The 21364-nt window shown below is 73.0% G+C and carries 20 protein-coding genes and 1 riboswitch; of the genes, 9 read left to right on the top strand and 11 right to left on the bottom strand.

Annotation, left to right across the window (positions count from 1 at the left end; all coding sequences use genetic code 11):
* Positions 1–68 precede the first annotated feature (68 nt).
* Positions 69–1037 carry an SCO1860 family LAETG-anchored protein gene (locus ACTMTU_RS33510; protein WP_441267200.1) on the top strand — a complete coding sequence of 323 codons (969 nt, stop codon included), beginning with the start codon at positions 69–71 and terminating at the stop codon, positions 1035–1037.
* Positions 1038–1174: 137 nt separating this feature from the next.
* Here ACTMTU_RS33510 and cobC read toward each other — a convergent pair whose 3' ends face one another.
* On the bottom strand, positions 1175–2275 hold the full coding sequence (gene cobC, locus ACTMTU_RS33515; protein WP_441267201.1) for an Rv2231c family pyridoxal phosphate-dependent protein CobC: 1101 nt from the start codon (positions 2273–2275) through the stop codon (positions 1175–1177).
* Between the two features lie 99 nt (positions 2276–2374).
* Positions 2375–2863, bottom strand: a complete 489-nt coding sequence (locus tag ACTMTU_RS33520; RefSeq protein WP_441267202.1) for a cobalamin biosynthesis protein — start codon at positions 2861–2863, stop codon at positions 2375–2377.
* Between the two features lie 324 nt (positions 2864–3187).
* Here ACTMTU_RS33520 and ACTMTU_RS33525 point away from each other — a divergent pair, with 324 nt between their 5' ends.
* On the top strand, positions 3188–3907 hold the full coding sequence (locus ACTMTU_RS33525; protein WP_441267203.1) for a ZIP family metal transporter: 720 nt from the start codon (positions 3188–3190) through the stop codon (positions 3905–3907).
* Between the two features lie 41 nt (positions 3908–3948).
* Here ACTMTU_RS33525 and ACTMTU_RS33530 read toward each other — a convergent pair whose 3' ends face one another.
* The 7 genes from ACTMTU_RS33530 to ACTMTU_RS33560 all read right to left on the bottom strand — a co-directional run bounded on the left by ACTMTU_RS33530 (position 3949) and on the right by ACTMTU_RS33560 (position 12348).
* Positions 3949–5331: a cobyrinate a,c-diamide synthase gene (locus ACTMTU_RS33530; RefSeq protein ID WP_441267204.1), complete on the bottom strand. Its 1383-nt coding sequence runs from the start codon at positions 5329–5331 to the stop codon at positions 3949–3951.
* Positions 5325–5933: a cob(I)yrinic acid a,c-diamide adenosyltransferase gene (cobO, locus tag ACTMTU_RS33535; RefSeq protein ID WP_053557448.1), complete on the bottom strand. Its 609-nt coding sequence runs from the start codon at positions 5931–5933 to the stop codon at positions 5325–5327. The genes ACTMTU_RS33530 and cobO overlap by 7 nt, the downstream gene beginning before the upstream one ends.
* Positions 5933–7978, bottom strand: a complete 2046-nt coding sequence (locus tag ACTMTU_RS33540; RefSeq protein ID WP_441267205.1) for a putative cobaltochelatase — start codon at positions 7976–7978, stop codon at positions 5933–5935. Before ACTMTU_RS33540 ends, cobO begins: the two co-directional genes overlap by 1 nt.
* 88 nt (positions 7979–8066) lie before the next feature.
* Positions 8067–9575 (bottom strand): cobyric acid synthase, encoded by a 1509-nt coding sequence (locus ACTMTU_RS33545; protein WP_441267206.1) that lies wholly within the window; start codon positions 9573–9575, stop codon positions 8067–8069.
* Positions 9572–10525 carry a cobalamin biosynthesis protein gene (locus ACTMTU_RS33550; RefSeq protein WP_441267207.1) on the bottom strand — a complete coding sequence of 318 codons (954 nt, stop codon included), beginning with the start codon at positions 10523–10525 and terminating at the stop codon, positions 9572–9574. The genes ACTMTU_RS33545 and ACTMTU_RS33550 overlap by 4 nt, the downstream gene beginning before the upstream one ends.
* Positions 10526–10614: 89 nt before the next feature.
* A riboswitch (cobalamin riboswitch) is annotated at positions 10615–10760 on the bottom strand.
* 124 nt (positions 10761–10884) lie between these two features.
* Positions 10885–11106, bottom strand: a complete 222-nt coding sequence (locus ACTMTU_RS33555) for a hypothetical protein (RefSeq protein ID WP_441267208.1) — start codon at positions 11104–11106, stop codon at positions 10885–10887.
* A gap of 12 nt (positions 11107–11118) precedes the next feature.
* Positions 11119–12348, bottom strand: coding sequence for an anion permease (locus tag ACTMTU_RS33560; RefSeq protein ID WP_441267209.1), 1230 nt, complete (start codon positions 12346–12348; stop codon positions 11119–11121).
* Between the two features lie 209 nt (positions 12349–12557).
* Here ACTMTU_RS33560 and ACTMTU_RS33565 point away from each other — a divergent pair, with 209 nt between their 5' ends.
* The 3 genes from ACTMTU_RS33565 to ACTMTU_RS33575 all read left to right on the top strand — a co-directional run bounded on the left by ACTMTU_RS33565 (position 12558) and on the right by ACTMTU_RS33575 (position 16034).
* Positions 12558–13223: a class II aldolase/adducin family protein gene (locus ACTMTU_RS33565; RefSeq protein WP_441267210.1), complete on the top strand. Its 666-nt coding sequence runs from the start codon at positions 12558–12560 to the stop codon at positions 13221–13223.
* A gap of 207 nt (positions 13224–13430) precedes the next feature.
* Positions 13431–14555, top strand: a complete 1125-nt coding sequence (locus tag ACTMTU_RS33570; protein ID WP_441267211.1) for an alpha/beta hydrolase — start codon at positions 13431–13433, stop codon at positions 14553–14555.
* 180 nt (positions 14556–14735) lie between these two features.
* Positions 14736–16034 (top strand): hypothetical protein, encoded by a 1299-nt coding sequence (locus ACTMTU_RS33575; protein ID WP_441267212.1) that lies wholly within the window; start codon positions 14736–14738, stop codon positions 16032–16034.
* Between the two features lie 32 nt (positions 16035–16066).
* Here ACTMTU_RS33575 and ACTMTU_RS33580 read toward each other — a convergent pair whose 3' ends face one another.
* Positions 16067–16474, bottom strand: coding sequence for a VOC family protein (locus tag ACTMTU_RS33580; protein WP_307705718.1), 408 nt, complete (start codon positions 16472–16474; stop codon positions 16067–16069).
* A 371-nt stretch (positions 16475–16845) separates the two neighbouring features.
* On the opposite strand from ACTMTU_RS33580, the gene ACTMTU_RS33585 reads away from it, so the two are divergent.
* From ACTMTU_RS33585 to ACTMTU_RS33595, 3 genes are all read left to right on the top strand, one after another.
* On the top strand, positions 16846–18444 hold the full coding sequence (locus ACTMTU_RS33585; RefSeq protein WP_441267213.1) for an ABC-F family ATP-binding cassette domain-containing protein: 1599 nt from the start codon (positions 16846–16848) through the stop codon (positions 18442–18444).
* A gap of 387 nt (positions 18445–18831) precedes the next feature.
* Positions 18832–19053 carry a helix-turn-helix domain-containing protein gene (locus ACTMTU_RS33590; RefSeq protein WP_005319113.1) on the top strand — a complete coding sequence of 74 codons (222 nt, stop codon included), beginning with the start codon at positions 18832–18834 and terminating at the stop codon, positions 19051–19053.
* Between the two features lie 149 nt (positions 19054–19202).
* Positions 19203–19994, top strand: a complete 792-nt coding sequence (locus tag ACTMTU_RS33595) for an enoyl-CoA hydratase/isomerase family protein (protein WP_005319115.1) — start codon at positions 19203–19205, stop codon at positions 19992–19994.
* Between the two features lie 100 nt (positions 19995–20094).
* Here the strand turns inward: ACTMTU_RS33595 and ACTMTU_RS33600 are convergent, their stop codons facing one another.
* On the bottom strand, positions 20095–20766 hold the full coding sequence (locus ACTMTU_RS33600) for a hypothetical protein (protein WP_441267214.1): 672 nt from the start codon (positions 20764–20766) through the stop codon (positions 20095–20097).
* Positions 20767–20858: 92 nt separating this feature from the next.
* On the opposite strand from ACTMTU_RS33600, the gene ACTMTU_RS33605 reads away from it, so the two are divergent.
* Positions 20859–21353: an Asp23/Gls24 family envelope stress response protein gene (locus ACTMTU_RS33605; RefSeq protein WP_441267215.1), complete on the top strand. Its 495-nt coding sequence runs from the start codon at positions 20859–20861 to the stop codon at positions 21351–21353.
* Positions 21354–21364 lie beyond the last annotated feature (11 nt).

Raw genomic sequence — 21364 nt, forward strand, 5'->3', positions numbered from 1 at the left:
GTCGCCGCCGTGCACGTGTCCCCGTGGGGCGGCAGGCGACCCCATGTCTCCGTGGGGGTTCCACCACCTTGAACAGCAATACCTTCCGCATGCCCGCACGCAAGGCCGCCGCGGCGACCGCCGCCGTCGCTCTGGCCGCCACGCCGGTCGCGCTCGCCGGCCCTGCCCACGCCACCGGCGGCGGTGAGGGAAGTGCCACCGCGGTCGTGCTCCGTACCGGCCTGGACGTCTCCCTGCTCGACAAGACCGTCCATGTGCCGCTCAGGACGACGCTCAACGAGGTCCGGGCGCCCGGCAGCGCCGAGAAGACCGCGCTGAGCGTCGAGTTGGACGGCGTGGGCAACGACGGGCAGGTCCAGGTGCTGCGTGCGGACGTGGCGACCGCGAAGGCCACGGTGGAGAGCGGCAGGGCCGAGGCCCGCAGCACCCTCGCCAACGCGAGGGTGCACGTGCCCGGCCTGCCGCTGCTGTCGCTGATCGAGGTCGAGCAGGTCACGTCGAAGGCCGTCTGCGAAACGGGCCGGCAGCCCGTCGCCGAGTCGAATCTGCTGGGGAAGGTGAGGGTCCTCGGCAAGAAGGTCACACTCAGCACGGGCGGCCCGACACGCGTCGAGGTGCCGGGCGTGGGCGAGGTGACCCTCGAGCTGTCCAAGACCCGCACCACGTCCCGTACGGCCGCCGCGACGGCCCTGCAGCTGAAGGTCGCCCTCAACCCGCTGGAGCTGAACGTCGCCGAGGTCGACGGCGAGGTCACGCTCGCGGAGGCGACCTGCGAGGCGCCCGGCGCGACGTCGGGCGGGACCGCGAAGCCGGCCGAGCCGACGCCCCCCGTTGACGACAAGCCCGCCGACGACAAGCCGGCCGACGAGAAGCCCGCCGAGGGGATCTCCGCCCAGTCCGGCGAGCAGCCCGGCGAGGACAACCTGGCGGCGACCGGCGGCAGTTCCACGACGCCGTACCTCGCGGGCGGCGCGGCCGTCCTGCTCGCCGTCGGTGCCGCGGCGACCTTCATCGGCCGTCGCCGCTCCAGGGGCTGAGCCCGCCACGGCGGCCGGGTCCCTCGAGGAGGGGAGAGGGGCCCGGCCGCAACCGCCTCCGTCTTGGGCATCGCCCGGTGTGCCCGGCACCGGGTGCCAAGTGCCCGGGGACACAACCGCCTCGGCGCCCGATTCCGTCAGTGGCCGACCATCGTCAGCGCCTGGTCGAGTGCCTGGAGGAAACGGTTCGTCGTGACACGGTCGCGCACCGCGAGCCGCAGCCACTCGTCGTCCAGGCCCGGGAACGTGTCCCCGCGCCTGGCCGCGAAACCGAGCCGCCGCAATTGCTCCCGCACCTGCGCGGCACGCCGCACCCGTACGAGGACGAACGGCCCCTCGGCCGCCTCCACCGCACGGACCTCCTCGAACTCGGCCAGCCCCGCCAGCAGATGGGCACGGTCCGCGGCGATCCGCAGCGATGCCGCCTCCGCCTCCGCCAGCGCCGCCGGGCCCATGCACGCCTCCGCCGCGACCAGCGCCGGCGTCGACACCGGCCAGAGCGGCTGCGCCCGCTCCAGTGCCGCGATCGTCCGCGGCTCCGCCAGCACATAGCCGATCCGCAGGCCCGCGAGCCCCCACGTCTTGGTGAGGCTGCGCAGCACCACGAGGCCGGGCACGTCCGTCCGACCCGCCAGCGCCTCGCGTTCGCCCGGCACCGCGTCCATGAACGCCTCGTCCACCACAAGCAGACGCCCGGGACGGGCCAGCAGGGCTATGTCCTCCGCGGCGTGGAGCACGGACGTCGGATTGGTCGGGTTGCCGACGACGACCATGTCCGCCTCGTCCGGAACGGACTTGGGGTCGAGCCGGAAGCCGTCCTCCTCCCGCAGCAGCAGCCGCTCCACGGCGTGGCCCGCGTCGCGCAGCGCCGCCTCCGGCTCCGTGAACTGCGGGTGCACCACAAGGGGCCGCCGCACCGGAAGGGCCCGCGCCAGCAGCACGAACGCCTCCGCCGCGCCCGCCGTCAGCAGGACGTGGTCCTCCGGCAGCCCGTGCCTGCGGGCGACGGCGGTACGGGCGGCCCGGCCGTCCGGGTACGCGGCGAGCGAGCCCAGCGAAGCCGCGATGCACTCGCGCAGCCAGCTCGGAGGCGTGCCGGTACGGACGTTGACGGCGAGGTCGATCAGACCCGCCGCGCCGTCCCGCACCTCCACGTCGCCGTGGTGCCGCAGGTCGTGCCCGCCGGAACGCTGCTCCGGATCCTCCGGGCGCTCGGGGTGCTCAGCGTGCCTGTACATGGCTGCCGTGCCGTGGTGGGGGCGAACTGGTCACGGAAGTCTCCTCGGTGTGGGGGCGAACAATGAGGGATCGAACGGAGGTGAACAAACGCACGGACATCATGTCCTCTGCGGCCGCGTCACGGCAGTGGTCGAAGGCGTCCGCGACCCCAGGCGGGCGATCGCGCACGTCGCACCTGCAGGCCGGCCCGACGGTGCCGACCGCCGTTTGGGGACCAGCAGTTCGCCGCCCTCCGCCAGCGCCGCGGCCTCCGCGACCGACGGCGTTCCCACCGCACGCAGTGCGGCGCGGGACGGGTTCTCCACGGGGACCCGCGCCAAACGCTCCGCGCCGTACGTCCACAGCGGAACACCCAGGCGCTCCGCGGCGCCCAGCACGCCGGGTTCCGCCGCTTTCGCGTCGACGGTCGCCAGGGCCACCACGTCGGCCGCCGACAGCCCCGCGTCGCGCAGCGCCTCCTCGACCAGGCCGTGCACCTCGTCGGCCGGCACACCGCGCGACGCGCCGACACCGACGACCAGGCCCCTGGGCCGTGCGTCGGAGCCGGCCGCCGGCCCGGTCGCCGAGCTTGCCGTCGGTCCCGTCACGGGCCTTGCCGTCGTGCCGCCTGTCGGTCCGGTCACGGGCCCTGCCGCCATGCCCTCTGTCGGCCCCGTCGCAGACCTTGCCGGCGTACCGGCTCCGGACCTCGCCCTCGCACAGTCCGTCGGCCCGGTCGGGGAGCCTGGCGTCGTCCCGGCTCTCGGACCGGCCGCGGTGCCACTCCGCGTCCTGCCCACGGCATCGCTCACGGGGCGGCTCCCCTGTCGCCGGCCGGCGGCCCTTCCGACCGTGGCCGACGCCCCGTCAACCGGGTGAACCGGACGCACAGCGATGTGCGGGAGCGCCCCGGGATCGGCTAGCAAGGGCGCATGGCGGTGATCGTCGCGCTCGGCGCGTTCCTGATGACGCTCTTCGGAGGCTGGACGGCCGGTCGCGTCACCGACCGCCGCCACCTCGTGCTGGGCCTTGCCGGCGGGCTGATGCTCGGCGTCGTCGGTCTCGAACTGCTGCCGGAGGCGCTGGAGGCCGCGGGCGGACCGGTGCTGGGCGTGCCGCAGGCCCTGCTGCTGTTCGTCGGCGGCTTCCTCACCGCGCACATGGTCGAACGGCTGCTGGCCGTACGGCAGGCGGCGCACGGGGCGGACCACCGCGTGCCGCAGGTGGGTCTGACGGCGGCCGCGGCGATGGTCGCCCACAGCCTGATGGACGGCATCGCGCTCGGCGTCGCGTTCCAGGTCGGCGGCGGGATGGGCGCCGCCGTGGCGCTCGCCGTCGTCACCCACGACTTCGCCGACGGGTTCAACACGTACACGATCACCAGCCTGTACGGGAACACCCGCCGCAAGGCGAACATGATGCTGCTCGCCGACGCGGCAGCCCCCGTCGTCGGCGCGGCGTCGACCGTGCTGTTCACTCTTCCTGAGGATCTTCTCGGCAGCTACCTCGGCTTCTTCGGCGGTGCGCTGCTGTACCTGGCTGCCGCAGAGATCCTGCCCGAGGCGCATCACGAACACCCGGCCCGTTCCACCCTGTTGTGCACCATCGGGGGAGTGGGCTTCATCTGGCTGGTCGTCGGTGTCGCCGAGTGACACCGTGAAGGAAGCCGTCGCCTCCCCGGGTCTTCCTCCGCTCATGTGCCGCACGCCGCCACGAACCGGGCGGCCACCTCCGGCCGCGACGCCCAGTGCGTGTGCAAGTAGCTGGCGTGCACGCCCCCCTGCACGAAGCCCTCGACCCGGCGCTCCGGCCGCACCATGCCCCACGCGGGCACCGGCCCCGCGCCCGGCTCCAGCACCGTGCGGTGGAACTCGTGGCCCCGCAGCCGTGTTCCCGCCGCCGCGAGCGGGCTGTCGCTCACCGCGACGGCCTCCCGGTAGCCGAGGGTCAGCCGGCCCGACATGCGCGCGTCGGCGTCCAGCACACCGCACATGGGCCTGCCGTCCAGGGACCTGGCCAGGTAGAGCAGCCCCGCGCACTCGGCCGCGACCGGCGCGCCCGAGCGTGCCAGTTCGGCTACCGCCTTGCGCAGCGGCTCGTTCGCGGACAGCTCGGGCGCGTACACCTCCGGGAAGCCGCCGCCGATGACGACACCGCTGGTGCCTTCGGGGAGTTGTTCGTCGCGGAGCGGGTCGAAGGCCACGACCTCGGCCCCGGCGGCCCGCAGCAGTTCCACATGCTCCGCGTACGAGAACGTGAACGCGGCGCCGCCGGCGACCGCCACCACCGGCCGCACGGCCCCGGCGTCCGCGGCGGTGGACGCGACCGCGCCCGCGGCCGGCGGCCCTGCCTCGAAAGCGGGCTCCCATGCCTCCGCGTGCAACGGGGGCGCGCTGCGCGCCAGCGCCAGCAGCCCGTCGAGATCGCACCCGGCCCGCACCTGCTCGGCCATCGACGCCACCGCGTCCACCGCCTCCGCCTGCCGTTCGGCGACCGGCACCAGGCCCAGGTGACGCGACGGCGTCGCCACCTCGGCCGCCCGCCGCAGCACGCCGAGCACCGGCACGCCCGATCCGCCGAGGGCCTCCCGCAGCAGGTGCTCGTGCCGGTCGGTGGCGACCTTGTTGAGGATCACCCCGCCGATCCGTACCTCCGGGTCCCACGACGCGAACCCGTGCACCAGCGCCGCCACCGACCGGGACTGCGACGACGCGTCCACCACCAGTACCACGGGGGCGCGCAGCAGCTTCGCGACCTGCGCGGTCGAGGCCAGCTCGCCCTGGTCGGCGGCTCCGTCGTACAACCCCATCACGCCCTCGACGACGGCGAGTTCGCAGCCGTCGGCACCGTGCCGGAACAGCGGGGCGACCAGCTCCGTGCCGCACAGGTACGCGTCGAGGTTGCGGCCCGGACGGCCGGTGGCCAGCGCGTGGTAGCCGGGGTCGATGTAGTCAGGGCCCACCTTGTGCGGTGAGACCGTGAGACCGGCAGCGGTGAACGCGGCCATCAGGCCCGTCGCGACCGTGGTCTTGCCCGCGCCGGAGGACGGCGCGGCGATGACGAGTCGTGCTACCACTCGATGCCCCGCTGGCCCTTCTGACCCGCGTCCATCGGGTGCTTGACCTTCGACATGTCGGTGACCAGGTCGGCGAAGTCGATCAGCTTCTGCGGCGCGTTGCGGCCGGTGATCACCACATGCTGGGTGCCGGGCCGCCCGCGCAGCACCTCGATCACCTCGTCGGTGTCGATCCAGCCCCAGTGCAGCGGGTAGGCGAACTCGTCGAGCACGTACAGCTTGTGCGTCTCGGCGGCGAGGTCCCGCTTGACCTGCTCCCAGCCCTCACGGGCCTTGTCCTCGTTGGACTGCTCGCCCTCCGCGGGGGCGCGCTGGATCCACGACCAGCCCTCGCCCATCTTGTGCCAGGCGACCGTGCCGCCCTCCCCGCTCGCGCCCAGCACCTTGAGCGCGTTCTCCTCGCCGACCTTCCACTTCGCCGACTTGACGAACTGGAACACCCCGACCGGCCAGCCCTGGTTCCAGGCCCGCAGCGCCAGCCCGAAGGCGGCCGTCGACTTGCCCTTGCCGATGCCCGTGTGCACGAACACCAGCGGACGGTTGCGGCGCTGGCGGGTGGTGAGTCCGTCGTCCGGTACGACGGACGGCTGTCCCTGCGGCATTACGCGGCCCTCCTTGTGGCGGATACGTCCCGGACGTCCTTGACGAGCCCGGCGATCGATTCGGCCCGCAGTTCGTCGAGAGTGACGGCGCTGCCGCCCAGCTCCCGCGCGAGTGTGCCGGCCAGGCCGAACCGCACCGGCCCGGCCTCACAGTCCACGACGACGGCCGCGGTTCCCTCCGCGGAGTGCAGCCGTGCGGCGCGCAGGGCCGGCGCGAACGCGTCCCCCGACCCCGCGGCAGTGGCCCGTCCGTCGGTGACCACGACCATCAGAGGACGGCGCGACGGATCACGCAGCCGCTCGATGCGCAGCACGTCGTGCGCCTTGAGCAGTCCCTGCGCCAGCGGCGTACGGCCGCCCGTCGGCAGGGACTCCAGCCGGGCCGCCGCCGCGTCCACCGAGGACGTGGGCGGCAGCGCCAGCTCCGCGCCCTTGCCCCGGAAGGTGATCAGCCCCACCTTGTCGCGCCGCTGGTACGCGTCGAGCAGCAGCGACAGCACCGCGCCCTTGACCGCGCCCATCCGCTTCCTGGCCGCCATCGAACCGGACGCGTCGACCACGAACAGCACGAGGTTCCCCTCACGCCCCTCGCGGGTCGCCTGCCGCATGTCGTCCCGGCGGACCACCAGCCCGGGACCGCTGCGCCCGCGGGCGCGCTGGTGCGGAGCGGCCGCCTGCACGGTGGCCGTCAGGTGCAGCTTGGTGAGCGCGCCCTGGGGCCGTCGTGCGCCGGTGGTACGGCCGTGCTCGGTACGCGCCCGCGACCTGCGTCCCGCCGCGCCCTCGCCCAGGCCGGGCACGCTGAGCATCTTGGTACGGAAGGGCTCCGTGGCGCGCGCGGGCTGCTGCTCGGCGCCCGCGCCCGGCGCCCCTTCCGGTGCCTGACCGGTCTCGGGCGCGGACCCGGCCGCCTCACCGCTGTCCGGTCCGCCGCGCTGCGGCGGCACCCCGCCGCCTCCGCCGTCGGGCCCGCCCTCCGGACCGGGATCCGGGTCGTTCGGGTCCGGGTCGTTCGGGTCCGGGTCCCCGCCGGGCCCGCCGAACTCGTCCAGCGTCTCGTCCAGTTTGCTCTCGTCCAGGCCGGGCGCGTCGAAGGGGTTGCGCCGCCTGCGGTGCGGCAGCGCCAGCAGCGCGGCCTGCCGGACGTCCCCCTCCACGACCTCGTCCCGTCCGGCCCACGCGGCCAGCGCGGTCGCCGTACGGGCCATCACGATGTCGGCACGCATACCGTCCACCTCGAACGCCGCGCAGGTTGCGGCGATCTGACGCAGCGCCACGTCACCGAGCACCACGCGCGGCAGCAGCTCCCGCGCCGCCACGATCCGCCCGCGCAGCGCCTCCTCCTCACCGGCCCAGCGTGCCGCGAAGCCGCCGGCGTCGTCGTCGTACGCGAGCCTGCGCCGTACGACCTCCACCCGCTGGTCGGGGTCGCGGGAAGCCGCGACCTCCACGGTGAGCCCGAAGCGGTCCAGCAGCTGCGGCCGCAGCTCGCCCTCCTCGGGGTTCATGGTCCCGACGAGCAGGAAGCGGGAGGCGTGCCGTACGGAGACGCCTTCACGCTCGACGTACGAAGCACCCATGGCGGCGGCGTCCAGCAACAGGTCGACGAGGTGGTCGTGCAGCAGGTTGACCTCGTCGACGTACAGCAGCCCCCGGTGCGCGTCCGCGAGCAGACCGGGCTCGAACGCCTTCACGCCCTCGGCGAGCGCCCGCTCGATGTCGAGCGCCCCGACGAGCCGGTCCTCGGAAGCGCCGACGGGCAGTTCCACCATGCGCGTCGGCCGTGCCACTCCCGGCCCCGCCTCGTGCGGGCCGTCCGGACACGCCGGGTCCGGGGCCGTGGGGGCGCAGGAGAACCGGCACCCCGCGACCACGTCGACGTCCGGCATGAGGGAAGCGAGCGCCCGCACGGCGGTCGACTTGGCGGTCCCCTTCTCGCCGCGCACGAGCACGCCGCCGACCGCCGGACTGACCGCGTTGAGCAGCAGGGCCAGCCGCAGGTCGTCCATCCCGACGACCGCGGTGAACGGATAGGGGGTGCTCATCGCCTGATCACTCCTTCGCTGGAGCCGCGGAGCGGCTCGCCTGTGCCCTGCCGGATTCGCCGGCGGGCCGATTGCCCGGCGACCGCTCTCACGGCGCGCCCGGAGGGATGAACGGCAGTCCCGCCGGCGCCCCTTCCTCGATCAGCCTCATCAACGCCCCCGTGTCCGCGTGCTCTTCGATCAGATCCCCCAGCCGGTCCAGCTGCTCCTCGCGCAGCGCGTCGAAGCACGTGTCCGGCGCGGGCACGAAACGGCGGCCCGCCTGTGCGGCGACCTCCCGCAGGAAGGCCCGCCGGAAGCCGTCGCTCTCCAGCGACCCGTGCCAGTGCGTGCCCCACACGGCGCCCACCCGGCAGCCGTCGAGGAAGGCGTCGCCGCCGAGGACCTCCGCGACGCCGTGATGGATCTCGTATCCCTCGACGCGTGTGCCGAGCGCCTCGCCGACGGGCCGGGCGAGGGTCTTCTCCGGTGCGAACCGCACCCGTACGGGCAGCAGCCCGAGCCCGTCGACCGCGCCGGCCCTCGACTCGACGTCGTCCTGGATGTGTTCGCCCAGCGCCTGGAAGCCGCCGCAGATGCCGAGCACCGGCCTGCCCTCTGCCGCGCGCCGGACCAGGGCGTCCGCGAGGCCGCGCTCACGCAGCCACGCCAGTGCCTTCACCGTGCCGCGCGTGCCGGGGACCACGACCAGGTCGGCGTCCACGAGCTCCTCCGCCCGGTCCACGAACCGGACCACGACGCCCGGTTCCGCCGCCAGCGCGTCCACGTCCGTGAAGTTCGACATCAGCGGGACGGCGCACACCGCCACCCGCAGCACGTCCTCACCGACGGGCGCGGCCACCACCGACTCCCGCACGGCGCCGCGCAGGGACACTCGCAGCCCGTCCTCCTCGTCGATACCGAGCCCGTGCGCGTACGGCAGCACCCCGAACGTCCGCCGCCCGGTCAGCCCGAGCAGCATCTCGAGCCCCGGCTCCAGCAGCGACACGTCACCGCGGAACTTGTTGACCAGGTAGCCCGCCACAAGGGCCTGGTCCTCGGGGCTCAGCAGCGCCGTCGTACCGAAGAACTGGGCGAAGACGCCGCCCCTGTCGATGTCCCCGACCACGAGCACCGGCAGCCTGGCGGCCCGTGCGATGCCCATGTTGACGATGTCCGTGCGGCGCAGGTTGATCTCGGCCGGACTGCCCGCCCCCTCGCAGATCACGGCGTCATACGTGCCCCGCAACTCCTCCAGGCACGCCATCACCGGCTCGAACAGCTCCCGCTGCCGGCCGCCGTGGTACCCCTTGGCGCTCAGCTCGCCGACCGGCCGGCCCATCAGCACCACCTGGCTGGAACGGTCGCTGCCCGGCTTGAGGAGGACGGGATTCATCAGCGCGGTCGGCTCCACCCGCGCGGCCTGCGCCTGCATGGCCTGCGCCCGCCCGATCTCCGCGCCCTCGCGCGTCACGAACGAATTCAGGGACATGTTCTGCCCCTTGAACGGCGCGACCTTCACGCCCTGGCGCACCAGCCACCGGCAGATCCCGGCGGTCACGACACTCTTGCCCGCGTCCGAGGTGGTCCCGGCGACGAGCAGCCCCCCACCGGTCATGCCGGCCTCCTTCCGCCGCGGCCATGCCGCAGCACCCGCCCCGCCGCGCAGACGGCGAGGGTCAGCAGGCCGACCCGGCGCGAGAGCCGCACCGCCCGTCCGATGTCACCGAACTCCACCGCGCGCCCGGCCTTGTTGAGCACCGGCCGGTGCTCGACCCGCCCGCCGTACGAGAGGGAACCGCCCAGCCGCACGCCCAGGGCACCCGCGAAAGACGCCTCCACAGGGCCCGCGTTGGGGCTGGGGTGCTTGGCCGCGTCCGCGCGCCAGGCCCGTACGGCTCCACGCCGGTCCGGGCCGCAGAAGGCCGCCAGGACCGCGGTCAGCCGGGCGCCGGGCCACCCGGCGACGTCGTCCAGGCGGGCCGACGCCCAGCCGTACCGCAGGTAGCGGGGGGACTTGTGGCCGACCATCGCGTCCAGGGTGTTCACCGCCCGGAAGCCGACCAGCCCGGGCACGCCGGCCAGCGCCCCCCACACCAGGGCCCCGACGACCGCGTCGGAGGTGTTCTCCGCGACGGACTCGACGACGGCGCGGGCGATCTGCTGCTCGTCCAGGGCCTGCGGGTCGCGTCCGCAGAGGTGGGGCAGCCGCTTGCGGGCCACCTCGACGTCACCTGCGGCCAGCGCGTCGCCGATGGCCGTGGCCTCCCGCCCCAGGGTCGTACCGCCGACGACCGCCCAGGTGGCGGCGGCGGTCAGGGCGACGGACGCGGCGGGGGAGCGGCGTACGGCGCGGGAGGCCAGCACGGCGGCCGCGACGGCGCCACCGGCGCACACAGCGGTGTGCAGGGCGCCCCGGCCGCGGTGGTCGCGCCAGAGGACACGCTCGACGGCGCTCGCGGCCCGTCCGAACGCGGCGACCGGATGCCCGCGGCGGGGATCGCCGAGGAGCAGGTCGCCGGCGAGGCCGGCGGCGGCGCCGTACACGAAGACTCGGTCGGCACGCATGGGATCAGCGATCCCAGGGGTGGTGTCCGACGGACAGGGCTGTACCGCGTCCGGGCATGCGAAAAGTCCTCACTCAGGGTCCGCGCCCTGGTTCGACGTGACCGGCGGTGAGAGTTCCTGGCTCCCCGGGACCGTTCATCCCGGGTGACAGTGGCGGGACCGCGCCGGATTCGCACCGGACTTCCTCTTCTGCCGCCGTTGTTGGCCCCGGCAGTCCACCACGCCCGCGAACGCCCGTCAACCCACCCTTGACCTGCGGCGGGACAGTGTGCCGAGCCCCACACGGGCGGACACACGACCGCCGGGCCGCGAACACCCGGGGGTGCTCGCGGCCCGGCCGTCGAAGGGCGGTGCGGTCGTCAGACGACGATGAGGTAGATCCCGTAGGACACGGCCGCCGCGCAGAGCGCGAAACAGGCGTACGCGCCGGTGCGGGCCAGTGCGCCGGAGCCTCCGGCCCGGGTGGCCGCCTCCTGCTTGGTGAGGCCCACGATGCCCAGGGTGAAGAGTCCCACCAGCGCGACGGTGGCGACGAGGCTCACGCCGAAAACGGAGCCGAGAGCAGTCCAGTCGATCTTCATTCCGTTACTTCCTTACACCGTGGCCGGGCGGGGCGACTCGGTCTCGGGTTCGGCCGGGGCCGCGATGGTGGCCTTCAGGTCACCGGCGGGCGGCGGGGTGACGGCCGCGATGGCGGTCGTGACGACGCCCGCGGGCTCCTCCTCCACGTCGTTGACGTTGGTGTGGTCGACGACCTGACGGCGCGAGATGAACCAGATCGCGACGCAGGAGGCGACGAGGAAGACGGCGACGGCCGCGACACCCCAGTCACCCTGCTTGGTGACGTACTCGGAAGCCGCCGCGACGAGACCGGCGGCCGGCAGGGTCAGACCCCAGGCCACGAACATCCGGGTGGCGGTGGACCAGCGGACCACACCGCCCTTGCGGCCGAGCCCGGCACCCATGACGGCACCGGAGCACGAGTGCGTCGTCGACAGGGAGAAGCCGAGGTTGGAGGAGGCGAGGATCACGCTGGCCGCGCTGGTCTGGGCGGCGAAGCCCTGCTGCGGCTGGAGGTCGGTGAGGCCCTTGCCCATGGTGCGGATGATGCGCCAGCCGCCGAGGTAGGTGCCGAGCGCGATCGCCACACCGGCGGAGACGATGACCCACATCGGAGGGTTGGAACCGGGGGCGACCACGTTGCCGGCCACGAGGGCCAGCGTGATGATGCCCATCGTCTTCTGGGCGTCGTTGGTGCCGTGCGCCAGGGAGACCAGGCCCGCGGAGGCGATCTGCCCGGCTCGGTAGCCCTTCGCCGTGGCCTTCGGGTCCGTGTTCTTGCCGATCTTGTACGTCAGCCGGGCCGCCAGCATCGCGGCGAGGCCGGCGACGAGCGGCGCGGCGACGGCCGGGATCAGGACCTTGGTGACGACGACGCCGCCGTTGACGCCGCCGAAGCCGACCGAGGCGACCGTGGCGCCGATCAGGCCGCCCATGAGGGCGTGCGACGAGCTGGACGGCAGGCCCACCAGCCAGGTGAGCAGGTTCCACAGGATGGCGCCGACGAGCGCCGCGAAGATGACTTCAGGTGTGATGCCTGATTCGTCGACCAGTCCACTGGAGATCGTCTTGGCGACCTCCACGGAGAGAAAAGCACCGACGAGGTTCAGAACGGCGGACATGGCCACCGCGGTTTTGGGCTTCAGAGCGCCGGTCGAGATGGTCGTCGCCATCGCGTTGGCGGTGTCGTGGAAACCGTTCGTGAAATCGAACACGAGAGCTGTCACGATCACAATCGCGAGCAGCAGCGTGATGTGTTCCATTTACCCAGGCAATCGTTTGACGTCATTGACGCGAGGACCGTAAGCAACCTGGATGAACGGAAGGTGAACTGGGTCGGGCGCTGCGGTGTCCCCAAGTGATGCCGGCCGATTCCGCTTGTCCGTTTTCGGACCCCGCGGCGCTCCCCGCAGCCACTCGAACACCCTCCGTGTCCCCGTGCCCGCCGGCCTCGCCTGAAAGGATCGCGGGCATGACTGATGAGGCGCGGCAGAGCGCGGTCGAACGCGCATGGCGGGAGCTCGTGGACACCGCCCGCAGAACGGCGGCAGAAGGCCTCGTGGTGGGCACCTCCGGCAACGTCTCCGTACGGGTGGGCGAACTGATCCTCGTCACCCCGAGCGGAGTCCCCTACGACCGGCTCACCCCGCGGGACACCGTCGCCGTCGACCTCGACGGCAGACAGGTCATCGGCGACCTGCGGCCCACCAGCGAGCTGCCGCTGCATCTCGCGGTCCACCGCCACACCGACGCGGCCGCCGTCGTGCACACGCACGCCGTGCACGCCACAGCGGTCTCCACGCTCGTCCCCGAGCTCCCGCCCGTCCACTACATGACCGCCGCCCTCGGCGGACCGGTCCGCGTCGCGGGCTACGCCCTGTACGGCACGGAGGAATTGGCCCGGAACATGCTCCAAGCCCTGCGCGACCGCTCGGCCTGCCTCCTCCAGAACCACGGGACCGTCACCTACGGCGCCACCCTGTCCGAGGCGTACGACCGCACGGCACAGCTCGAGTGGATGTGCCGCCTATGGCTGACGGCCTCCTCCGTCCCCGGCCGCACCCCGACGCTGCTCTCCGAGTCCCAGCTCGCGGAGGTCTCCCACCACCTCCACGACTACGGCCAGCGCCCCGCCTAGCCACCGCGCCTCGCCGGTCGGGCCGACTTCGTCAGCCTCGCCTGCGTTCGAGGCGCGGGGCTGGTGGGGGCCCCACGCCGCCAGGCGTCGGGGGAGGAGCCCCGGTCTCGGGAAGGGGCGGGGTGGGGGAACAAGCGACGCCCACGGGGCCACACACGCGGCCCCGCCCACTGGCCCCCTCCCGCACCCGCCCCGACACTGGAAGACGTGCGCCCCGCTACAGCGACGGCAGCGGCCGTCACCACCCTGATCGGAGTCGGCGCGGCAGCAGTCGCGGCCGGCCGTTACGCGAGCCACGCCGCCCTGCGGGCGGCCAACAGGCCCCTGCCCGGCGACCCCCGGCTCACCGTCCACGGCACACCCCCCGGCGCCGTCGTCCTGACCCGCAGCCTGGCCTCCCTGCGCCCGGGCACTTACGGGCTGGAAGCGTCCGGCGTCCACGCGGTCGTGGGGGAGGTCCTCGGCGGCGTCCCGCGCGACGCGGACACGGTCGTGCGCCGCCTCGTACGCGTCACCGAAGGCGAACTGGAGTCCGGCACCAAGGTGCGGCTCACTCCGCAGGTCCACCGGGGAGACCCCACCGGCGCGCTCGGCATAGAGCACTCCGAGGTCCTCGTCCCGGGCGAACTCGGCGCGCTCCCCGCTTGGTTCGTGCCCGGCCCGCGCTCCACCTGGGTCATCGCCGTGCACGGGATCGGCACCACCCGGGAACACACCATGAACGTGCTGGGCTGCCTGCACGCCCTTCAGTTCCCGGTGCTGTCCCTCGCCTACCGGGGAGACTCCGGCGCCCCACGGCCCCCGGACGGGCTGGGCCACCTCGGCGACTCCGAGTGGCGCGACCTCGACGCCGCCGTCCGCCACGCCGTGCGCTATGGCGCCGAGCGCGTCATCGTCCACGGCTGGTCCGTCGGCGCCTCGATGGCGCTCCACGCCGCCGCCAACTCCGGTCTGCGGGACCGGATCAGCGGCGTCGTCCTCGACTCGCCGGTCCTCGAATGGGAGGCGACGGTGCGGGCCCTGGCCGCCGCCCGCAGGACCCCCGCCCCGCTGCTTCCGCTCGCGGTCCGGGCCGCCCAGGGCCGCACGGGAGCACACGGCGACCGCCTCGCCGAAGCCGGCGACCCGAAGTCGCTGGCCGTGCCGACGCTGATCTTCCACGGCCCCGACGACACCCTGGCGCCCTGGCGCGGCTCGCGCCAACTCGCCGCCCGCCGCCCCGACCTGGTCACCCTTCACACCGTTGCGCAGGCACCGCACGCCGCCATGTGGAACGCCGACCCGAAGGGGTACGAAGAGGTCCTCCGGCGCTTCCTCACGCCCCTCATGTGACCCGCGAACGACCCGCCCGGGAGGGCCGTCAAGCGCCGCCCGCCGGGTTCCGTTTGGGCTTTCGGGCTGTCAACGGGAAGACTGCACCCCGTGACGTCCCGAAAGCCTGATGAGCAATTGGCGCGCAACTCCAGACTCCGTCTTGTCCGCTCGCGGTCACTGGCCACCGCGCGACGGGCCGTGACGACCCGGCGGACCCGTCCGGCGCCCCGGCCGCCGGAGGGCACACCCGCCCCCGCCGAGCTCGCGCGTCAGGCGCGGGCTGTCCTCGCCGACGCCGTCCGCATCGCCCGCTGGGCAGCCTCCGACCGCGATCCCGGCTCCACACCGCTCGCGGTCGGCGCCCAGGAACGGGCCGCTGCCGCCCTGGGCCTGAGCATGGACGAGGTGCGGGCCGGCTGGGACCGCGCCCGTCTCGCCGGCCTCGTCGAACTGCACGGCGACACGGTCCGCCCCGGCTGGCGGCTGCGTGCCTGGGACCGCGACGACATGGCCGTGCTGCGCGGCTGGGTCGCCCTCTTCGACGCCTGGTCCCTGATCCACCCGGCGCCGGGCGACGTCGCTCCGGCGGCGGTCGCCGAGGTGGTCGAGGCGGTGCCCCAGGTGCTCTCCCTCCTTCAGCTGTCGGCGGGCCCCGTGCTCACGCCCGCTCTGCTCGACCTGCTCCAGCAGCGCGTCGCCGAACTCCGCGAGGAACGCTGCGAGGTCCCCTACGGCGCCCCGGCCGAACCGCAGACCGGGTCCGGCGCCGATGAGGCCCCCGTCGCCGCCCTCCTCGACTGGGCGCTCGAAGGCCTGTCCGCCGTCGGCGCCCTGACCCTCGAGCGCGGCGAGGCGACCCTCACCCCGCTCGGCAACTGGGCGGTCTGGGTCAAGCTGGAGCAGATCTGCGTCGCCGCCCAGAGCCCCGCCGGCAACATCGAGCAGTCCGCCGAGGACATGCTCCGTGGCTGCGCCCGCCTCACCCCCGGCCCGGCCCGCGCCGAGTACCGCGCGTGGCTCGCGGCGCGCACCGTGTCGAGTGCCGTCGGAGAACTGCTCACCGTCGCCCGCGGAGAGGACGCGCTGCTGCGCGGCCTGGCCTTCGAGGCGCTGCGCGTGGTCGGCGCACCCGCCGAGAGCGAGGTCCGCGCGGCCGCCGCCGAACCGTCCCTTCGCCCTTACGCCTTGCTGTGGCTCGCCGAGCACGAGGGCGCGGACCCGGAGGACGCGGCCGACGTCCTCACCCGGGAGGAAGCGACCTGGCTGTGGGTGGACACCGCCGCGGCCGTCGCGGACCACGGAGAGCCCCAACTGCTGCTGCGTCATCTCGATTCCGCTGTGCAGGGCACGGTCCCCGCGCTGCTCGAGGCGGTCCGGGCCGGTGGCCATCCCCGTACGGTGCAGGTCCTGGTCGCCCTGGCGGCGGCGCACCCGGACCCGGCCCTGGCCAAGGCGGTACGCAGGGCCGCGTTCCAGGTGCACACCGGCGGCGTCTGACCCGGCGCGCCACGACCGCGGGGCGGTGAGGTCTAGGAGGCCTCCGCCGCCCCCGGCGTGTACGTGCCGAAGCTCCAGATGTGGCCCTCGAGATCGCGGACCATGTAGTCCCGCGAGCCGTAGTCCTGGTCGGTGGGCGGCATCACGACGTCGGCGCCGTGCTCCACGGCTCTGCCGTGGTGGGCGTCGACGTCGTCGACGTGGACGAAGACCCCCGTCGGCCCGGCGCCCTCCATGAGCTTGTCGAACTCGCCACCGGTGCCCTTGCTGCCCAGCATCACCATGCCGTTGCCGTAGGTGAGCTCGGCATGGACCACGCCGCCGTCCTCGTTCTCGTAGACCGCGTGTTCGGTGAAGCCGAAGGCCTCGGTGAGCTGTCTGATCGCGGCCTTGGCGTCCGCGTACAACAGGGTCGGACAGATGCTCGGCGACTGAGCCATCCCGATCGCTCCCTCACTTGCTCGACGACTCGGTTGTGATCTGCGTCTCAGTCTGGCATCCGCCACTGACAACGGGCCTCAGCGGAACGTGTCGCGCGGCGGCGGAATGTCCCGGGGCCGGTGGAGCGGCCGGACCGGTGTCTTGGCCGACCGCGCGGGCGTCGGCCGCCCCCCTCGGCATGGCGAGGGCCGGCCACGCCGTGGCCCCCGCACCCTGCCGCGGCCCCTCCCGGGCCGCCGTCCGGCCGCGAAAAACACTTGCACGGTCCCGTTAGACTGGGCCGTATGGCAATTCTCCTTGTGCATTAGACGGCGTAGAAGCGTCTCCGCCCGTCCCTTCCGCCGTCCATACCGCCCTGGAGTCTTCCCCCGTGATCACCGCATCCGGTATCGAGCTGCGCGCAGGCGCGCGCGTCCTCATCGAATCCGCTTCCTTCCGCATCGCCAAGGGCGACCGCATCGGCCTCGTCGGCCGCAACGGAGCGGGCAAGACGACCCTCACGAAGTGCCTCGCGGGTGAGGGCATCCCCGCCGGCGGCACCATCACCCGCTCCGGCGAGGTGGGCTACCTCCCGCAGGACCCGCGCACCGGCGACCTCGAAGTCCTCGCCCGCGACCGCATCCTGTCGGCCCGCGGCCTCGACACCCTGATCCGCAAGATGCGGCAGAACGAGGAGCGCATCGCCTCCGGCCAGGGCAGCACCCGTGAGAAGGCCCTGCGCCAGTACGAGCGCCAGGAGACCGAGTTCCTCACCAAGGGCGGCTATGCCGCGGAGGCCGAGGCCGCCACCATCGCCGCCGCGCTGGGCCTGCCCGACCGGGTTCTCGGCCAGCCCCTTCATACCCTCTCCGGTGGTCAGCGCCGCCGCGTCGAACTCGCCCGGATCCTGTTCTCGGACGCCGACACGCTCCTGCTCGACGAGCCCACCAACCACCTTGACGCCGACTCGATCGTCTGGCTGCGCGACTACCTGAAGACCTATCGCGGCGGCTTCATCGTGATCTCCCACGACGTCGACCTCGTGGAGACGGTCGTCAACAAGGTCTTCTACCTGGACGCGAACCGCTCGCAGATCGACGTCTACAACATGGGCTGGAAGCTGTACCAGCAGCAGCGCGAGGCGGACGAGAAGCGCCGCAAGCGCGAGCGCCAGAACGCCGAGAAGAAGGCCGCCGCGCTCAACTCGCAGGCCGACAAGATGCGCGCCAAGGCCACCAAGACCGTCGCCGCGCAGAACATGGCCCGCCGGGCCGAGCGTCTGCTGGCCGGTCTCGAGGACGTCCGCATGGCCGACAAGGTCGCCAAACTCCGCTTCCCGGAGCCGGCGCCCTGCGGCAGGACGCCTCTCAGCGCCGAGGGCCTGTCCAAGTCGTACGGATCCCTGGAGATCTTCACCGACGTGGACCTCGCCATCGACAAGGGCTCGCGCGTCGTCATCCTGGGCCTCAACGGCGCCGGCAAGACCACGCTGCTGCGGCTCCTCGCGGGCGTGGAGAAGCCGGACACCGGCATGGTCACCCCGGGGCACGGCCTGAAGCTCGGGTACTACGCCCAGGAGCACGAGACCCTCGACCCCGACCGCACGGTCCTGGAGAACATGCGTTCCTCCGCGCCCGACCTCGATCTGGTCGAGGTGCGCAAGACGCTGGGCTCGTTCCTCTTCTCCGGCGACGACGTCGACAAGCCGGCCGGGGTGCTCTCCGGCGGCGAGAAGACCCGGCTGGCGCTGGCCACCCTGGTCGTCTCGTCCGCCAACGTCCTGCTGCTCGACGAGCCCACCAACAACCTCGACCCGGCCAGCCGCGAGGAGATCCTCGGCGCGCTGCGCACCTACAAGGGCGCCGTCATCCTCGTCACGCACGACGAGGGCGCGGTCGAGGCGCTCGAGCCGGAGCGGATCATCCTGCTGCCGGACGGTGTCGAGGACCTGTGGGGCGCGGACTACGCGGACCTCGTGGCCCTGGCCTGAGGCCCCTGCGACGGGTTCCGGTCCGGCGCCGGAATCCGTCGATCCACCCCTCTACGATCTTCGTATGGATCTCCGCATGGATCATTCGGCCTACGAGTGATCCATCATCTGTGTGAGTGCGTCTCGTATTGCGGCGTGGCGACTGGTGGACCGCCTTTGCCCGGGCCCCGCTGAGCGCCTCTCCACCTGCCCGCTCTGAGCTGGCCTTTTCCGTATCCGACCGTGAATGCGTGGATCAAGCACCGATCGGAATGCGATATTCCGTTCGTGGTGGCCTCGCAGCGCACCGCAAAGCGTTCCGTACTGACCTTGTCGAATGGGTGGCCAGGACGCCCGAGAGGGGTGATCATGAGAAGTCCAGAGCGCACTTCCCATGAGGAGGCACGGGTGGCCGAGACTCTGAAGAAGGGCAGCCGGGTGACCGGCGCCGCGCGCGACAAGCTCGCGGCAGACCTGAAGAAGAAGTACGACTCCGGTGCAAGCATCCGGGCGCTGGCCGAAGAGACCGGTCGCTCCTACGGATTCGTCCATCGGATGCTCAGCGAGTCCGGAGTCGTCCTGCGGGGACGTGGCGGAGCGACGCGAGGCAAGAAGGCCGCTTCGGCCTGACAGTCCCGTCGACGAGGCTGCTCCTCCGGTTCATCGGTACCTACAGTGGCCACTTGGTCGGCCCTCTGGCCGGCCAGGCGGTTACTGTGCAGTAGCTTACCTTCTTGACTCGAAGGCCAGGCCAGACTGCACCGAACCGGAGGCGCCTCATGACTTCGCTCGATCCCGTACTCGACAAGGACGGCGTACGGCTCACCGTCGAAGACGCGGTTGCCACGGTGACCTTGACGAACCCGGACAAGCGCAACGCCCAGAACTTCGCGCTGTGGCGGGCGTTGGCGCAGGCGGGACGTTCACTCCCCGGCAGCGTGCGGATCGTCGTGCTGCGCGGCGAAGGCAAGTCCTTCTCCGCGGGCCTCGACCGGCAGGCTTTCACACCGGAGGGCTTCGACGGCGAGCCGTCGTTCATCGACCTGGCACGCGGCACCGACGCGGAGATCGACGCGTCCATCGCCGAGTTCCAGGAGGCGTTCACCTGGTGGCGCCGCAACGACATCATCTCCATCGCGGCCGTGCAAGGCCATGCGATCGGAGCGGGCTTCCAGCTCGCCCTCGCCTGCGACCTGAGGGTCGTCGCGCAGGACGTGCAGTTCGCCATGCGCGAGACCGCGCTCGGTCTCGTGCCCGACCTCACCGGCACGCACCCCCTGGTGTCGCTCGTCGGATACGCCCGCGCACTCGAGATCTGCGCGACCGGCCGTTTTGTCCACGCGGAAGAGGCTGAGCGCACGGGTCTCGCCAACCTCGTCGTCCCCGGCGAGGAACTCGACGCCGCGGTACGCGACCTGTCCGCGGCGCTGCTCGCCGCGCCCCGGGACGCGGTGAACGAGACGAAGGCACTGCTGCGGGGAGCGGCCGGCCGCTCGTACGACGAACAGCGCGCGGCGGAACGCGCGGCGCAGGGGCGGCGCCTGCGTGACCTGGCGGGCCTGGCGGACTGAGCCCGGTCCGCTGCGCGGCCTGTTCCCCACCCCCTTCCCGACGCGGCGGAGCCGCGGATCGGTACAGCGGGAAGGGGCGGGGAACGAACCCGCGCGGCGGTCAGGCCGTCGCCGTGATCACGATCGTCACCGCGCGGTCGTCCTCCAGCACCCGCGCCACCACCCTCCGGACCGTCCGCGCCACGTCCAGCGCCCGGTGCCCCTCCGCCGTGGCGAGTTCGACACGGACATGGTCCGGCGCGTGATGGACCGCCGCGCCCAGCGTCCCCGTCAGATGTGCCACCCCCGCCGTCGCGGCCACGGCCGTGCCCACCGGGTCGGAGGGCTTGACGGCCGCCGGGGCAGCGGGCGACGCAGGACCTTCGGGGGCCGCGTCCAGGAGAGTGTCAACCCGTAGATCGACGGCTGTGACCGTGAGACCCAGCGCCTCCGCCGCCGCGTCGAGCAGCACCGACCGCAATGCCGCCGTGAGCGCGGGCAGCGGCTCTGTGAGATCCCAGACGGACACCCCCGCCTCGAGGCGCAGCGGGCCCGGCCACAGTGCTGCCGGTGGCGTCGGCACCGTCGGGGGCTCCGCCGCCTCCGGGTCCGCCAGGGAGAGTCTTACGTCGTTCAGGGCGGCCCCCGGCACCGAGGCCGCCGCACGGCGCAGGACCGCGGCGGCGGCTGCTTCCGACAGCCACGCACCGTCCGCCGGACCGCCGAGGGCGACGAGTCTGCCGAGACCCAACACACCGCGTACCCGCCGCAGAACCGCATCCGGAGTGGTCATTCCTCCAGCCTGCCGCATCCCTGGCGCGAATGTGGGCAAGGGCACCTAATGTGGGCAACGGGGCCGTCACCCGCCCGGAAAGGACCACGGCGATGACCGAAACACCTGGGCGCAGTCTGCCCACGACATCCGGAAACGACCTGCCCGGCTCCAGCGACGCCACCCGTAAGGGCACAGGCGGCAGGCGACTGCCGGAACCAGGGTCCCGCGGCCGTACCACCATCGCCGACGGAGTGGTGGAGAAGATCGCCGGACTCGCCGCCAAGGACGTTCTCGGCGTGCACACGATGGGGGGCGGGCTCTCCCGCACCTTCGGCGCGGTGCGCGACCGCGTGCCGGGCGGCGGCAAGTCCAGCGTCGCCCGCGGAGTGAAGGCCGAGGTCGGCGAGGTACAGACCGCGATCGACCTGGAGATCGTCATCGACTACGGCGTGTCCATCTCCGATGTGGCCCGCGCGGTCAGGGAGAACGTCGTCGCCGCCGTCGAGCGGATGACAGGCCTCGAGGTCGTCGAGGTGAACATCGCCGTCAGCGACGTGAAGCTGCCGGACGAAGAAGAGGACGAGCCGGAGCCTCGAATCCAGTAGAGGAGCCCAAC

The sequence above is a fragment of the Streptomyces sp. OZ13 genome, assembly GCF_052068155.1.
Lineage (GTDB): Bacteria > Actinomycetota > Actinomycetes > Streptomycetales > Streptomycetaceae > Streptomyces.

Coding starts and splice junctions, on each gene's coding strand:
- cobC (WP_441267201.1), bottom strand. CDS start 2,275: ATGTACAGGCACGCTGAGCACCCCGAGCGCCCGGAGGATCCGGAGCAG.
- ACTMTU_RS33525 (WP_441267203.1), top strand. CDS start 3,188: ATGGCGGTGATCGTCGCGCTCGGCGCGTTCCTGATGACGCTCTTCGGA.
- cobO (WP_053557448.1), bottom strand. CDS start 5,933: ATGCCGCAGGGACAGCCGTCCGTCGTACCGGACGACGGACTCACCACC.
- ACTMTU_RS33540 (WP_441267205.1), bottom strand. CDS start 7,978: ATGAGCACCCCCTATCCGTTCACCGCGGTCGTCGGGATGGACGACCTG.
- ACTMTU_RS33545 (WP_441267206.1), bottom strand. CDS start 9,575: ATGACCGGTGGGGGGCTGCTCGTCGCCGGGACCACCTCGGACGCGGGC.
- ACTMTU_RS33550 (WP_441267207.1), bottom strand. CDS start 10,525: ATGCGTGCCGACCGAGTCTTCGTGTACGGCGCCGCCGCCGGCCTCGCC.
- ACTMTU_RS33555 (WP_441267208.1), bottom strand. CDS start 11,106: ATGAAGATCGACTGGACTGCTCTCGGCTCCGTTTTCGGCGTGAGCCTC.
- ACTMTU_RS33560 (WP_441267209.1), bottom strand. CDS start 12,348: ATGGAACACATCACGCTGCTGCTCGCGATTGTGATCGTGACAGCTCTC.
- ACTMTU_RS33565 (WP_441267210.1), top strand. CDS start 12,558: ATGACTGATGAGGCGCGGCAGAGCGCGGTCGAACGCGCATGGCGGGAG.
- ACTMTU_RS33580 (WP_307705718.1), bottom strand. CDS start 16,474: ATGGCTCAGTCGCCGAGCATCTGTCCGACCCTGTTGTACGCGGACGCC.
- ACTMTU_RS33595 (WP_005319115.1), top strand. CDS start 19,203: ATGACTTCGCTCGATCCCGTACTCGACAAGGACGGCGTACGGCTCACC.
- ACTMTU_RS33600 (WP_441267214.1), bottom strand. CDS start 20,766: ATGACCACTCCGGATGCGGTTCTGCGGCGGGTACGCGGTGTGTTGGGT.
- ACTMTU_RS33605 (WP_441267215.1), top strand. CDS start 20,859: ATGACCGAAACACCTGGGCGCAGTCTGCCCACGACATCCGGAAACGAC.